The organism is Mesorhizobium sp. M1182, assembly GCF_040318335.1.
In the GTDB taxonomy this organism is placed as follows: Bacteria; Pseudomonadota; Alphaproteobacteria; order Rhizobiales; family Rhizobiaceae; genus Mesorhizobium.
Map to the genome: position 1 here is coordinate 26698 of NZ_JAMYMD010000045.1, position 16410 is coordinate 43107.

Below are 16410 nucleotides of genomic sequence, written 5' to 3' on the forward strand. Positions count from 1 at the left end.
TTTTATAAGATCTCTCAATTACACAGTTAGCCCGGCAACAAGACGGCCGTTCGCCTTAGAACAGATACCTAGGCGGCATGGTTAGGTACAGACTTGACGTGCGCATTGCTTTTCAGGCCTAATACGATTTTAGCGCTGCAGTGCGAAGAAGATCTCTAAACAAGCATGGGGAGGGGCGCGGTCGCAATTTTGGCCGCTAGCGTTGAGGGGGCTTGTGTATGCCTTTCTTGCAGTTCTTTATTTTTCTCGGCGACCAGCCAAATTTCATGGGAACGGACAAGCTCGGTCCGGTCAGTGTCGAATTCTTCGAGCGAAAGATCGATGGCACTGATACAGCGCTGCCGGTTCGTGTAGAAGGCAGTGCCGCATTCACTGCAAGCCTTTCAGTCCCGGGTGCCACCCAACTGTTCAACGGCGAGAATCCGCTCGCCAACATCAGCGCAACTCCGGCGGGCGAGGGCGTCCTTGTCTCCTCCTGGAAGCCATGGGCAGAGGTTTGGGCTGAGTATGAACAACTGCCCGCTCCGCCCCTGCCTGGGCCACCGCCCCCCATCCGACACAGGCGTGTCCGCAAGCGCATCGAGATCCAGCGTCCCGCTCCGCAGGGAAACTTTGATCTCTATCTGGTCGTGAAAAGAACGATCGATGGCGCTGACCGAGAGATCGGGCGTTCAGAGCTTTATCGAAACTGCAAAGACGACCTTTCGAACCTGATCAGGCAGAACGGAGAAAGCGCTGTCTGGATCAGTGTGCCCAGCGTGGGTCAGGAGTCTCTCCCGTTCATTCCGGTACCGCCAAGCAAAATCGAATACGCGCGCGTACGCGCTCAAACCGCAGATGTCCTGAAGAACGAAAAGGTCAACCTAAGTGGTCTTTCGGACGCTGCCGTCGAGGAAGTGGCGGCGCAAACAGTGGGGGGGCTCGACACCCTCGGCCTGCCGCCGGACTCTCCGGCGAAGAAATTGTACGACCCCGATTCCAACAGTATGCACGAGCTAAAGGTGCACGGTCTGCGGCTTGCGCAGGAGGCGCTGGTACAGCAGCGGACAAGCGGTATCGATCAGGCGACACGTGATCGAAAAGCGCTGGTTGCCGCACTCAAGACCGGGTTCGAATGCCAGCGGTTGACAAGCGATACAGCAGCAGCGCGGCGTTTTCACTGGTGGATTCCGATCGACCCGGCTGTATGGACTCCAGGGAATCCGAACGACGTAGTTCGTGTTGAAGTATACTCAATCCCCGTATCCATGCTCGAAGTGCCTGCAGCCTATTTTTACGCGCTTACCAGAGATCTCGAACCGTCTACGCCATGGCTCGAACGCTACAATATGGCCGCCGGCGGAATCGAAGACAACCTTCGCGCGAAATTCCGACAGGCAGAGATCAGGAAAGTCATTGGCTCCTCGCACACCCCGATAACTGACGGCGCGGCAATTGCCGGTCCTGCCCTCAGTCATCGCCTCGCTGCGCGCAGATTGCATGGTCTTCCCAGACTGAATCTCGATGGCAGGCCGGATCCGGGCACCGATGACGAGGCGGTCGACCGGAGTTTTTTCGATTGCCGTGAGCTCTTTTCGCATTGGCTTTCGTCGGACATGCCGGATGAAGAGTATTGGCAGACAGAGTTTTTGGGCCTCGACGCCGCGGACCCAAAGCGATTGCAGCACCTGCGTATCGTGCTTCGGGCCACTTGCGCCGACATTTCCAAGCCCGGCGCAGCCATACCCTTCCTCTCCCATCTGAAAGCAGACCCGGCCTGGGGTTCGATTGCGAATGTGAGCGATCTCAAAAGCAAAAGCGAAAAAGACTGGGGCGATCTCTTTAAGGCCTACTGGGGCGTCGGCGATGCCGGCCGCGAACAACACGAAAAGCTCATCCGTAATATACGACGGTATCTCCAGACAACCCCGACTGTAGCCGCGGGTTCACCGTCCTTTGTCGCCACCAGCTTTGCTGCCGCACCTGGCGCGGAAGGCCTGAAGGATTTTTTCGCCGCCCACCCGGCTTTTTCATTTGACCCGCCGACAACGGTTGCGAGCATCAGACAGCTAGTGACTTCTCCTGATGTCATAGAGCAGCTTGTTACACTGCATTTTCTCTATCGTATCGTCGGCGCCGGGGCTCCCAATCTCGTCCCGGAAATGGAGGCGCTGTATTTCCGCGGCTTCACAGATCCATGGCCGATAGCGCGGCTGACGCCGGACCAGTTCCGGGCTGCTCTCATCGGCACTCTTGCCTATGCGGATGCCGATGCAATTCGCAATCGGGCCGTTGCGCTTACGAGAGCCGTCCCGCTTGAATACCCCGAACCGGAGGGCGACCGCGATCCGGATGAGACGACCGCGCGCGCCTTCAGGCCAGTCAATCACGACGGGCTGCTGACCGACTGCATCCCTCCTGATCATCTGTCGCCATTCGGGCCTGCCTCCTACGTACAGTCGCTGCTGAAGACACCTCATCCGGACGGCGCCATTTCACTCGGCGATGCCATTACCGACAGGCGCGGCCCCCTCGGTCAGCTCAACGTTACATCAGCAAACAGCTTTACGCCGGTTCCGGTCATTGACCTGGTGAACGAGGCGCTTGAGAGCCTGGTCAGCAATGCGCAGCCGGATATCGATGCGCACCCCAACGGAGAATTGGCGCCAGGTGTCGCGCCGGCCATTTTCCAGACTTCGGATGATACGTCCGCGGACATGCTTGTCGCCGTTCCCGAGCATTCTACGCCCTCTGCTCCCGATCCCGTTACTGAAGCAGCGGCCCATGCGCGGCAGAAGGACGCCTACGACCGCCTGAAGGAGGATTTTTCCTCCTTCGAGCGCCCCTATCACCAGCCTCTCGATATAACCCGTACCTATCTCGAGCATATGGGTACCAGGCGCTACGAGACGATGCGGACGTTTCGCAAGGACATCCACGAATTCGTCAAGCAGCCGCAGGATATGGCGAACCCGAAGGCGTTCACCCCTTTCCTTCCGCCGGAGTTCGATACCCAGACCCATCTGCGGCGCTACCCGGTGCGCATCGACACCGCGCGCGAGTACCTGAAGATAAGCGAGGACGAGCACCGCGAGGTTTTCACAGGGCCACTGGGCTCTTCCCGGCAGAAGCTCTGGCAGTTCTGGGGCTACAGGTCGGACACCACTACAGGCCACAATGACACGCCTGAGCTGGCCGGCTGGACAGATGATCACCCGGAGGTCATCCCCCCGGACGCAAACCCGCGCCCGGCTGGCGCGCGCCGCCTGGCGGCATTCCTCAGGCGAAGCAGCCTCAGCTACGACGAATTTCGCGATCTGGTGGCATGTGGCTTCGTGCCGATCGCCGAACTGCCGGCGCTCCCCGCAGAAGAGCCTTGTGACATCGGCGCCTACAGCATCGATTTTGCGCCGCTTGGCTCCGAAATCGCTCTCGAACGGCTGGCCGTTTTCATCCGGCTGCGGCGAATTCTGCAGAAACTGCCGCACACGAGCTATACGTTCGAGGGAATTACCGACCGCTTGAATAAAGCCCGCCAACAGATGCTGGGCTGGGGTGGGGCCCGAGCCTCCATCACGTCTGTGAGAAAGGCCGTACAGTCGTTCGTGGCCGCGTTCGAGAACGCCGGTGCAACGCCGATCGCCGAAGACAGGCGCAACGCAGCACACGACGCGATCGTGGCCGCATTTCAGGACCTTTTTGCAGCAAATGCCGGGCTGGCGGCAGCGCGTGCTCCCTTTGCCGGCCTCAGGACCCGGCTGGAAAGGCTGGTGCTATCCAGCAACCGCCAGGTGACGGACGAGATCAGGGATCTTGCCTACCGCGTTCTGGCCAGCATCGCAGCCCAGGACGTGGCCCAGAACAGTTTTCAGAACATCACCAATCAGGTCGGATGGATTGCGGACGGGATTCTCGACGGAAAGGACCGTCAGTCGCTCATGGAACTCGTGCGCGAACTGCGCGTGAGCATCGCCGACTTTGCTGACAATCTCGATTCGCTGGCGCAGCTCACCGGCTCCATCGTCAAGCTCCGGGACCTTCTGCCGGTGACGGCGATTGCCATTATCAAACAGGCGAAAACCCAGGCCGCCGACATCGTGCCTCAGCTGCAGGCCGTGCCGGGGGTGCAGGCGGCCTTGACCGTAGCCGGCCAGAACCTTGAGGTCGCAGTGGCGGACTGGGCTCCTGTCGCGGACCAGAACGCGCCTTCTGAGGAGACGCTGCAGACGCTGACCGAAGCCCTGCGAAGTGAGGCCAGGCAGCTTCGTCTTTTTCCCTCAGGATCGAAGCTGCCGGTCGAATTCCTAGACAGGCTCCACAGGCTGCCGCAGGCGGGTTTCAGCGCGGCCGCGGTAACGGAAAGCGAGGATTTCCTCAAAGCCTTCAACGCCGACCGGCTCCAGGATGAGATCCGCGACGGGCTTCTCCCGATTGGCGCGAAAATCGACACCCTTCCAGCTGCCTTCACAGATATCGCTAGCGCGCGTGCAGACCTCCAGGCGCTGGTCGAGTTGATTGATGCCGAGCCGCAGGACGGCGCCTTCGCCATACCGCTTGCAGAGGTCGGCGTCCTGACTGCGTGGTGGACGCAGCAGGCCGCCAAAGACCATTCATTCATTTCCCTCAAGCACATCTGCGATGTGCTGGGTCTCTACAGGGATCCTCCGGCGCCGGCGCCTCCCGCCGAGATCAATGCCGATTTCGTGAGGCAGCTCGCTGCCATGCAGATGCTGCGCGACGATTTCGGGCTGTGTCTCACCGACGTGCTGCCGCTCTGGCTGCCTGCGCCCGGTGGTGTCGAGGATCCGCTGACGACCCAGGCAAAAAAGGATCTCGCCGACGTTATCCAGGAGCGTGCAGACTGCCTGCGCAAGGAACCCAAATCCAGCCGGCTGCTTTCGGACCATTTTGACGACATCGCGGACCTGACGAGTCTGCGTGCTGATCCCGGCAACGACAGCTATCCTGCATTCCTTCAGCCGACCCATACGCTGCGTTTTGTCGAGGTGTGTTTCAAGCTCGCGCACTCGGAGTTCAGCGTAGGCGAAGTCTCGTTTCTTTATCTAAACAGACACCCTGGGACACCCGAGGACGATCCATTCCGCGTCGAGGACGATGCAGCGATCCTTGAACAGCAGCCATTCGCAGACGAGTTCTCGGGTGCCATCGACGCTTCGATGCTGCGCCTGCAGAGGCTGCTCCGCGGAGCGTCCTATGCCTCGATCCTGTCCGCCTTCCCGGATGGAAAGGCCGCTGACGGTCAGCCGTCATGGAGCAGGGCCAATGGCGACCGAAAAACCCTTGAGAGCAGATTCGGATTTGCAGAAGCCGACCTGCTGCGGCTTGATCGCGCGTTCGCGCCCGCACGCCAGCCGGGCGGACTCTGGCCGGTGCCGAGTGGAACCGGCGGGCTGGTTCAGACCTGGGAAAAACTTGCCGACTGCCTGACCAGGCTTGGCTACGCCGACCTAGCCGCGCTCCACGATCTGCTCACGCTCGACAGTCCGCCATTCACCAGCGACCTTCCCGAGCCCAGGGTGACGCGATTTACGACGCCTCCAGCTGGCAAGAAATACGATTTCAGGCCGCCTCTCACATACGATGCCGCAGCCGGCAAACTCGCGATCGATGGATTGCTTACGCCGGAGGAGATTCTGGCGGAAGTCACACGATACAGGAAATCGGACGGGACAGACCTAGGCGCATGCTCTGACGACGAGGTGAGGGCCATTCGTGATCTTTACGAGCAGCCGCGCCGTACATTGGCGCGCTTCGTCCTGATCCTGCCGGACCAGCGCGAGGCTGCACGTCGCCTGCTGACCCCGAAGACCGCGGCCGAGCGCATGAAGGTGTTCGTGCGATACTATTTCATCTTCCTTCGCCAGTATTTTGTGACAGCTGACCATCTTGCCTCGCACGTTCTCCAGCGCGAGCCGATGAGCGGCGCCGATGACGAGCTGGACGCGCTGTCCGCCACTGCCTTGTATCTGCTTCTGCATCACATCGAGGCGGACGAGAACTGGAAAGACAACACCGGCGCGTTCCATTATCCGGACAATCCGAACGCCAGGGCGATCGCCGGAATCCTCGGCCTGCGCGGCACCGGCATCTGGTCGGAATTCCTGTCGTTCAAGCCATCCGGGGACTATACTGATGTATTCGGGCAGCGTTACGACAAATACGTTGCCAGAGTGCCCGGAGTGCCAGCCGGCGACCCGACTTTTGTATCAGGAAACTACGAAAAGCTTCCACAACCCGGGGCAGGCCAACATTTTCCCGGCTTCCCGAACATGGCAGGTCTGGCACCGGCAACCGGGCTGGTCCGTGAAATTTCCGGATCCCTGAACTACCTGGATCATCCAAACGACGAGTTTGGGGATCCGGTGGACCGGAACACCAACGACTGGCTTTACAATGCGCCGAAGCCGCTGCGCATACCCGAACCGGTCAATCACGTGTTCGACCTGGCCGCGCCGTTGCCCGGGGATGAGAAGCCCGTCGAGCTGAGAAGCGGCTACGAGATACGGAACGCCGATGCCGCTGACAGATCCCGAACCTATGGCGGCGCGGTTCCCTACCTCGTCCGCTGGACCGGCAAATTGCAGGTCACGACTGCCGGCGAGCATCGTTTTGTGGTCTGCTTCAAGCTTCCGGCCGGAGAAAAAGGGCCACTCGGCTCGACGACCATCACCAGTCTCACCGACAACGCCATGCGCATCGATATCAAGGGCGCGGCAACGGCCCTGATGGTGGAAGTGAGCCCGGAGCACAAGGATGCTCCGAACGACTCTGACGCCCTCCAGCAGTTCGGCGGAACCAGGGACGGGATCTTTCATACCAGTCCCGTGACGGCCGTCCTGGACGCGGGGCAATATGACATCGAGCTTTCGTTTGTCGACTATTCGGTCGATCCATCGGTCATCGAGGTCAGCAAAGGTCCGAGCGTCAGCAAGGACAGGCATGTCGCATGGATCGGCGTGTTCGTCGAATCTAGGGAAGTCCGGCCGCTGTCTGAAAAGGCAGCCTCCCCGATTGCCGCCTCGCGGTCGATGCCGAAAAGTCCGCCGCCGCCTCCTGCTGCGGAAGCCGGTAACGCAATCTTCGTGGAACTGCTGGCGCAGTCCCTCTTCATACCCGTGAAGGAGCAGTACGATTTTGCCCCGGATCGCGACGGTGCGTTCTTCTACCCGGAGCCTTATTATTTCAGTTCAATCCGCGATATCCGCCGGACCTATCAGAGGACGTTCAAGGCGTTGTTGTTCTGCCAGCGGTTCGGTCTGGCCTGTGACGAGGTCGCTTTCCTGCTGGGCCGGGGGCCAGATTTCCGCGGCATTGCATTCACCAGGGAATCCGGTGCCTGGCAATCGCGGAAACTGGACTTCGATTTCAATCAGTGGAGCGTGGGCGATGCTTTCCGGCCGCGGGCCGAGGCTAACGATATACGCCAGTATCCGGAAACGCATATGGCCGAGCGTGTCTGGCCGCTCTTCGATCAATGGGAACGCTTTCACGACTACGTGCTGCTTCGGGCGGAGGCCCGGACCACCACCGGGGCCGAAGCGCCACTATGGAACCTGTTTCGTGATGCAACCGACACCGCGGTTCCGCCGGCAGCGGAAGACCTTGTCCGGCTTCGCCTTGGCTTGAATGAAGCGGTGGCCGCCGACGCACTGCTTTACACTACCGACGCCTCGCCCGACTTTGACGTCATCGACAAAGCTGCCCTCAAAACCGAAGAATGGGCGGTCCGGGTCTGGGAGGGGGCGCAATGGCAGTACGCAAGACTGCGGCAGTTCGCAGCCAATGTAGTTGCGCCGACCGGATATCGCGACTGGGCGAAGCTTGCGCCAGATGTGGTGTCGCTACGCGATTACATCAACGGAGCCTATCTCGAGAACGGCCCGGTCCGGCGCTACGCAAACCTGGAGCAGCTGAACGCTGGTTTGCGCGAGAGGGGGCGGGACGCGCTGATCGGATACCTGACATCGCTCGATCGCTGCCGGTTTCCGCAGGCTGCAGGAGCGCTCCCCTTTGCCCGTTCGGCGCGTGACCTTTCCGAGCGCCTCCTGCTGGACGTCGAAACAGGTTCATGTGGCGCCACCCCTCGCATCGAGGAAGCCAGTGCTGCGCTCCGCACCCTCGTTCAGCGGCTGAGGCTCGGGCTTGAGGCGATGTCACCCGACGACATCAGCCCCCGTTATCTCGAAACATGGGACCTCCGTTACGCCGAATATCGCCGCTGGCAGGCCTGTCGCTATCAGGCCGTCTATGCGGAGAATTACCGGGAGGCGGACCTGATCCGGGTTGCAGCCGGAACCGAGGCATTCCAGTTTCTCGAGCGGCAGCTTCCCGAGCTGGATCTGACTGTGGAGGAGAACTGGGCGGACCTCACGCCCCCACTGCTACCCGCCATACCCGGGCTGATCAGGTGGAGCGACAGGCTCCCGTCAATTGCCGAGGCTCTGCCTTCACAACCCCAGGGCTATCGGAAGCTCGACAAACGGGAGCGGGCCGACCATCGCACCGCGCTCAGTTCAGCAAGGGCAAACAACTCGATTTCGATCCGGGAAACAAACTCAATGCGGCTGGAGAGCGAAGCACCGCTTGAGATGGATGGACGGTTCATCCGCCTCCAGTGCACCACGACTGCCTGGCAGGATGATTTCTACTTCTGGCTGGTCGATGGCGTGGCATACGATGAGAAAGCTCAGGATGCAGCCTGGGATTGGGAACAGCCGATCAACCGGGACGACTATCTGGCCGGAATTCCGAGCAACCTGCTGACATGGAAGAGCAGGAAGACCGTGCGGCTCGCATGGTGCCGGGTGCGTGATGACATCGAAGAGGACGTCCGGATCTCGGACTACGGAATTCCGCTTGGCGAAGATGGGGGCGAACTGACTTTCGACAGGCGCGATGGCGACCTGCTCATTTTCAAGGTCGTCGGCGCGGCACAGCCCGGGCAACGGTTTGTCTATGATCCCGGTGAAAATCTCGTCCATATCCTAACGGCATGGACAGTCGCGCCAGCACCAGGTTCCGGCGGACTGCCTTCTTTTCCGCATTTCATCGCGGTTGCTCCGGGGGCTCCGGCCGGACCTGTGACCTTCCACGCTCCCGTGCTCCTAGTCCAGAAGCACCTGCGCCTGCAGGATCGCGGCGACGCGGCAAGATCCTGGCTGGAGTTTCTGTACAAGCCCCTCGCCCGCTCGAACGGATGGCTCGACCCTGAAGGTGTGGCGGCTCGACCAGACTCGCGGGTCCTCCTGCTGAACTGGATCGAAACCGTGCTCGACATCGGCGAGGCACAGCTTTCGCGCAATCGCCTTTCGACGACCGAGCTTTCCCGCGAGACGCTGGCGCTGGTGCGCAAGGTGCTCGGGGAAACACCACGGCGCATCGTGCATCAGGACGGTACCGGCCTCGTTGATCTGGCGGGATTTGTTCCCAAGGAACCGCCCCTGAACCGGCGGGTGGTCTCTCTCTGGGCCCGGGTCGATCGACTTGCGGCGGAAATCCGGCGTTGCGAGAACAGCCGGCAAATCCGGAATGCGCGCACGCAGCCACAACTCGTCCCGTCGCCAGGCACGCTACCTGCCTATGGTTATGGCCGGCTCAACGAGGGCTGGATGTGGCGGCCCGAATATGACGGGAGCGAGCTGGACCGCGATGAGTGGCTGATAACGCCGCCGCACTACAGGTTCAGTTTCCTTATGCAGAAGGCGCTGGAACTTTGCGCAGAGGCCCGGAGTTTTGGAGCCCAGCTCATGGCCGCCTTCGAAAAGGGCGACGCTGAAGAGCTCGCTCTGCTGCGTTCAAGGCACGAGGTGCAGGTCAACCGTCTGATGCTCGATGTGCGCCAGTCACAGTGGCGTGAGGCGGACTGGCAGCTCCAGGCACTACACAAGGCACGCGAGATACTCGAGCTCAAGAAGCAGCATCTCGAGCATCTCATCCGCGTCGGGTACAACCCCGACGAGAGGGCCTATTTCACATTCATGCAGCTGGCCGAGAGCCTTACACTCGGGACGGAAGCTTTCGAAATACTCGCGCAGTTTCTCCTTGCAGTTCCGGAGGTCTATGTCGGTGTCTGTTCGATGGTCAAATTCGTCAGTGGTCAGAAACTGGCAACCGGTGCGAAAATTGGAGCAAGCCTCCTGCACATGTTCGCAACCGTAAGCGGCATGGAGGCCTCGACGGCCGCGACCTCGGGATCGTTCGCGCGACGCGCGGAAGAATGGCAGCATCAGGTCGACGTGCTGAAAATCGAGCTCGAGCAGGTGCGCAGGCAGATCATTGCGGCCGGACGCAGGCAGGACATTGCCTTGCGCGAACTGAATATCCACCAGGACACTATCCGGAATTCGGAGGAGATACAGCGCTTCCAGCAGGGTAAATTCACCAATGCCGAACATCATCTGTGGGTCCAGAACCGGCTCGCGGGACTATATCGCGGCATGTTCGAGGTGGGACTGGCAGCTGCGAAGGACGCCCAGACTGCCTTCCGCTACGAGCGCCACTACTCGGCATCCAACTTCCTCGGCGATGTAGCCTGGAGCAATTACAGAGAGGGAATGACCGCCGGTGAGCAGATGCTCATGGCGCTGAGGCGCATGGAACAGGCTTATCTGCAGCAGAACGCGCGCGAGCACGAACTGAGCAGGAGCATCTCGGTGCGGCTCAGCGCGCCCGATGCGCTGGTTTGCCTGCGACTGACCGGTACCTGCGAAGTCGATCTTCCGGAATGGTTGTTCGATCTTGAGCTGCCCGGGCATTACCGCCGCCGGATCAAGAACGTCGCAATGAGCGTCCTCTGCGCCACAGGGCCTTACCAGAACGTCAATACAAGACTGACGCTGCTTTCGGACGCCGTGCGCGTGTCTCCGGAAGTCTATCCCGAATACCAGGAGCAGGCCGCACTGGCCGGCGACCCGCGCTTTGTCCGGCGCTACGCCGCACACCAGTCGATCGTTACGACATCTGCCCAGAATGACACCGGCCTGTTTGAAACCAGCCTGCGGGACGAGCGATATCTCCCGTTCGAGGGCGCCGGACTCATCAGCCGCTGGCGGATCGAAATCGATCCGGCCGCAAATCAGTTCGATCCGGATTCGCTGACCGATGTCGTTCTGCACTTCCGCTACACGGCCGTGGACGGTGGGGCCGGCCTGCGGGATGGGGCCAGGGCCGCCGCGCGCCAGAACCTGCCGAAGGTGGCAAACCCGGCGACAAGGTATCTGGACGCCCGGCACGACTTCCCGGCACAATGGCTCAATCTGCGCGAAGGCAATTCCAACAAGCTGTCGCTGCAGATAGTGCGCGACATGTTCCCATGGAACCGGAATAGTGAAAATCTGGTCGTGGAAGGCCTTGATATTTTCTATATGCCGGAACCCGGACAGGCACATCCGCCGACGCTTCAGATCCGCGCAAATGGCGAACCTTACGAGGCTATGCTGATCGACCAGGCTTATGGCCCCGTCTATCATGGCCAGGTGTCTCTCGTCTCCCCGTTGGTCCTGGCCGGCACGGAGAGCTCGTCAGTTGAGCTTGAATTCGGCACTGCCGACGGCATCGCGGTTCCGCGGCCCGATGTGCTGCTCGTTTCCCTGAAATACTTTTTTGCAATGCCCGGGCGGACGGTCGCAGCCTGTGACCGCTTTGCTCTGCCTGAGGCGACCAGATGAACGGGATGTGCAGGCGTTTGCGGGAATTTGACAGAGGCAGGACGACCATATCGCGCTGACAAGGTAACGGGGGTGACAGATGGACGCATTCACGAGAGTTCAGGTCGTCTGGGCGGAAACCAGGGATCTGCGAGTGCCGGCGGGCGGAGATCCGGCAACGCTCTCCACGCTTCGGCAGAACGTCGCCGCGATTGCCAACGAAGCGGAGAAGAGCTTTTCGCGGTTCGAACCCGTTCCCGCCCGGGATGATCCTTTTTTCGGATCAGATGTCCTGGACTGCGTCGCCGCGGCCGAGGTTTCCCAGTCCGCAGGGCTCAAGAATCTGCGTGTAATCCTGTGGCCCAGCGCCGACGGCAAAACCCTCAGCAAGGACGATCTGGAACCGCCGGCGCCATGGAACACTGCGGCTCCCGAGACGCTGGAACTGATCGGGCGGTTTACGGTCGAGGGCCACGAGGTATCTGCGTTCTCCAGAGTGGTCGGTGGGGGCGAGGATGCGCCGCGCTTTGTTTCGCTGGTTACAGGAACCGGTCTGCCGCCGGGCACCGGCGTCTACGCTCCGCGGGAAACCCCGAGAACGCGCGTGGACCCCAAGGTCGGCCGGACGGCTTTCCGGCTCGCCATGGCTGCCGTGGCGCTGTTTGCCGTCGCCTGCCTCTGGTCCCTGAGCGTGGGCAATCTGACACGCACGGCGCAGGCCACCTTCACCGTCAACTCTGCCGACCAATCCTGCCCAACTTCAATCGACCCGGGCAATCCGGCCACACTTTATGGTGCGCCGCGGGCATGGCTGCCTACAGCTACGGGCGACGGTGAGTGCCTGAAAGCCTGGAAGGCTGCAACATCCACGGTGCTGGAGGCCCCAGACCGTGACTGGTGGTCACGGATGAAGGGGTGGCTGGCAAGCTGGACGCTGTCCGATTCCGGTCGCGCGTTCTCATTGCGGATGCCGATGCTCCTGATGATGGCATCAATTGTTGTGCTCGCCGCCTCGGTGGGGCTTGGCGTAATGGGGCGCCCGTTCGGTCTCTTTATTGACAGACGCAACCGTATGAGCCTCACCCGAATCCAGTTTGCCGTCTGGCTTGTGATTCTGATGGGAGGGATTGCAACCTACGCACTGTTCAATGTCGGGTTCTGGGCGGAAGACCTGAACCGGATCCACGAGGGACTTGCTTTTGTTGCGAATGCAGGCAGCTCGGACCAGAAGCTGGCCGCATGGTCGGACAGGTTATCCAGTCTGATGGAATACCTGCCGGGAATGGATCTTGCGTTGTGGGCACTGATCGGCATTTCCGGCGGTACGGCGATAGTGTCAAGCTTCATAATGCAGCCAGGCACCTCTGGCACAAAGGCCGGAGCCGGGACGGTCATGCCGCCACGAAAGACGCGTGTCCTCTCGAACCCCGATCCGAAAGATGCGCAGCTATCAGATCTCGTCTATGGCGAGACCGAGGAAGATGACGGCGTTGTCGATTCAACCAGAGTGCAGGCGGTAGTTGTGACTGGCGTCCTTGCAGCGATCTACATCAACCTGGCGCTCGAAGCTGCAGAACGGATCGGCGGATTGACGTCGGCCCAGGCGGTGAACTCCGGAACACAGGTCTTTGCGAGCATGCCCCCCGCGGGTGCGACTTTTCTCTGGCTGCTGGGGCTCAGTCACGGCACGTTGCTGGGAGGCAAACTGATCGGAGCCTACAAAGGGACGGGCACCTAGGTCACCCGCGGATCTGAAGAACTCAGGCTGGTCGCGGAAACCTCAAGCTTCCCCTGCCGCCTGCAGACCGGCCTCGGCCAGAGCGCGATCGGCGCAGTTTCAGCAGCTCGAACATCATTTCGGCTGCAGCCCCTTCCGACGCCACGGTCCCTGACGGTGCGCATCAGGGCGCTGTAGCCGAGCCATAGGGAGGGCTCTTTGCCAGGCATCTTATCGATTGTACCGGGAAGCGCGGACGTGGAGATTGTTAAATGACGGTCGTTCGCAGAAGCTGGGAAGTCGTTCTACTTTGGCTGCGGGTCTTATGGGTTTGCCGGATAGCGGCCCTTAGCGTGGGTTTCGGGTTTCTACTTTTCTCGTGGGCCGAGCCCGCGCGTGACCTGTTCATGGAGGCGGGATCAGGTGGCAGGTACTGGTCCGTTTTCTTCCTGTCTGTCTTCGCCTGGGCGCTGATCCTTCACTATTCGGGCCGGAAGGTTGTTCAGCAGCAAGCCTGGGCGGCGCAAGGCGGGTTGCCGCTTGCTCCGGCCCTATTGGCAGCGCTAAGGGCAAAATATGCGCTTCCTGCAACTGTCATACCGCGCCTGCTCGGTCTTGCCTGCTTCGCGGCCGTCGGTGTTGGCATCTGGCGGGCGGGTGACGATCTTCGGGCTGTCTCAGCGGCGATCGGAGGCTCTTTTCACGATCCCGCGGACAAGCTTTTTCCCTGGCTCTGCGTCTCAGGAATCGTCTACCTCATCTATGTTGTTGCCCGTCGCGGCTTCGTCGGCGGCACCGGCAGATCATGGCGTCTGTTTCTGCACGATTCCGCTATCGGGAAGAACGCGTCCCTGCTTATCGAACCCAGACTCCTGTGGTTTGTCGATCTCCTCACTCGCCGGGGGCGGCGCAGGCGTCCTGGCAAATTGCAGTGGGACTATCTCGCCGTCCTGTTGTTGGCAGGCCAGATAGGCGGATGGCTCCTTATCGTATCTTTCCCTCTGCCCTTTGCCTCGTACTTTCCGCGCGCCCTGTTTGTTGTGCTGATGTTGGCCGCTCCCGTGTCCCTGCTGGCTTTCCTGTCCGCCGCCTCGCACCAGATCCGTTTTCCCGTACCGAGCGCGATCATCGCCACCTGCCTCGTTCTGACCGGCCTTACCCCGTCCTTTCATGATCTGAGATTACTCCCCACGGAGTCAGATATCGCAGATCAGCGGCAAGATCTGCGGATGGCACTGGATGATTGGGCGGCGCTCAATTGCCCGGACACCCCCCTGGAGGACTGCACACAAACACCGGTTATTGTTGCAACAGCCGGGGGAGCGAGCCGGGCGGCCTTCTTCACCGCTACGGTCGTTGGTGATCTTCTTGACCACTCTCCGGACTTCAGCAAACGGCTGTTTGCGTTCTCCGGCGTCTCGGGCGGATCGGTCGGTGCGGTCATGATAACGGCTGCTATGTCTCAGGCATCGGCGCCTTCGGCCGTTCCTTGCGATCAGAAAAAGAACGACTGGCTGTGGTTCAGGCATGATTCTTCTCCCGAGAAATGGCGCGATTGCCTGCAGTCGTTGACCGCCGGTGATTTTCTTTCGCCTGCCTTCATCGGCCTCGCGTTTCGCGATCTCTTCGGCTTTCTCCGTCTGCCACACTTTGATGACCGTGCAGCTCTTCTCGAGAAGGCCATAGAGGCTCGTTTCGATCTCGTGATTGGCGAGGCCGCGGCTCTGCAGAAAAGCGGGGGCGTTCAAACAGGAGACGCCGTGATACAGCCTGGTCCACTCGAACGTCCTTTGGGGAGGATTCCGGGCACCAGGGATTGGCGGCCGCTCGTGTTTCTCAATGCGACTTCAGTGGAAACCGGACGGAGGGTCATCGCCTCCGACATTCTGCCAGCCTACCAGAATGGCGATCGTATCTTTCGCCTCTTTCCGGAAGCGTTCGATCTGTTCGACATGCTGCGCGTGGCCGACAGCGCGCACTGTCAGGGAAGGTGCTACAGGCAGGTTCGACTATCCACCGCCGGCGTGGCGAGCGCCCGGTTTCCCGTCATTTCGCCACAGGGAATTGTGCGCGGCGATTCTGACGCGGTCGATGCCGTGGTTGATGGTGGTTACTTTGAAAATGACGGTCTGACGACGGCACGGGAGCTGGCTGAAGCAATCCATACGATCGCGGGCAATCTCCAGCCGATCATTATCGAAATAACCAATGACCCGGCGCCGGACGCAAATGAGCAGGACTGCGGCCCAGCTCCGGCGCACGGTCTCCCTCCGAATGAAGTTCAGGCGGTAGTTTTCGGCAATGAGATAGCCGCTGACAAAGCCGGTGCGCCAAAGCCCGATCAGGAACAGCCGTCCCGGCCGCTTGCATCAGAGCCGGGACACGGCAACGATGGCAGACTTTGCAATCCGAAGTCCAAGATCACTTGGCACGACGGGTTAACCGGGCCCTTCAAGGCCCTGCAGGACACGCGAGGCGGTCATGCGGCCGAAGCCTATCTCCACGCGGAAAACGATGCGCATCTCCACATCCTGAGCTTTTTCAAATTTCAGGTCTATCGCAGCGTGCCTTCGCTTGATGACGGCGAGACCGGTTCTGAAAAGATTCTGCCACTGACAGAGAACTGCTCGCTGGCCGGATCCTCTCACTCCACGGGCAAGGAGAGGATTGATGACATATCAATGAGCTGGTGGTTGTCGGATGCCGTGCAAGCCTACCTTGACCGCCAACTTTGCCAGGATGGCAATCGATCGCAATATGGCGATTTGCAAAAGTGTCTGGCTGCCAGGGATCCGCAAAGTCGAGCCTACGCATGCCTGCCGAAGCCGGGAGCGCGCAATCCGAAAACAGCAACACAGTAGCGCCGGAGTGGACCTGAGCCCGGGAGCGGCTGCCGAGGGTGTATCCTTCGGCGCGACGCCCCGGGCCGGCACTGAGTGCGCGCAAAGGCCTTCGAGAAAAGGAGGTTCTGCAAAAAGTTTTGGAGAGAGAACGGCGCTTGCTCTGAGGGGCGAGCGGCCATGGCACGGTGGTGACGTTGCGATCACC

General features: G+C 60.7%; 3 protein-coding genes. All 3 read left to right on the top strand.

What is annotated here, in order from left to right:
* The first annotated feature begins 218 nt into the window (after positions 1-218).
* Positions 219-11666: a Tc toxin subunit A-related protein gene (locus NKH33_RS30160; RefSeq protein ID WP_352922990.1), complete on the top strand. Its 11448-nt coding sequence runs from the start codon at positions 219-221 to the stop codon at positions 11664-11666.
* Between the two features lie 79 nt (positions 11667-11745).
* Positions 11746-13383 (top strand): hypothetical protein, encoded by a 1638-nt coding sequence (locus tag NKH33_RS30165; RefSeq protein ID WP_352922992.1) that lies wholly within the window; start codon positions 11746-11748, stop codon positions 13381-13383.
* A 251-nt stretch (positions 13384-13634) separates the two neighbouring features.
* Positions 13635-16223: a hypothetical protein gene (locus tag NKH33_RS30170; RefSeq protein ID WP_352922994.1), complete on the top strand. Its 2589-nt coding sequence runs from the start codon at positions 13635-13637 to the stop codon at positions 16221-16223.
* Positions 16224-16410 lie beyond the last annotated feature (187 nt).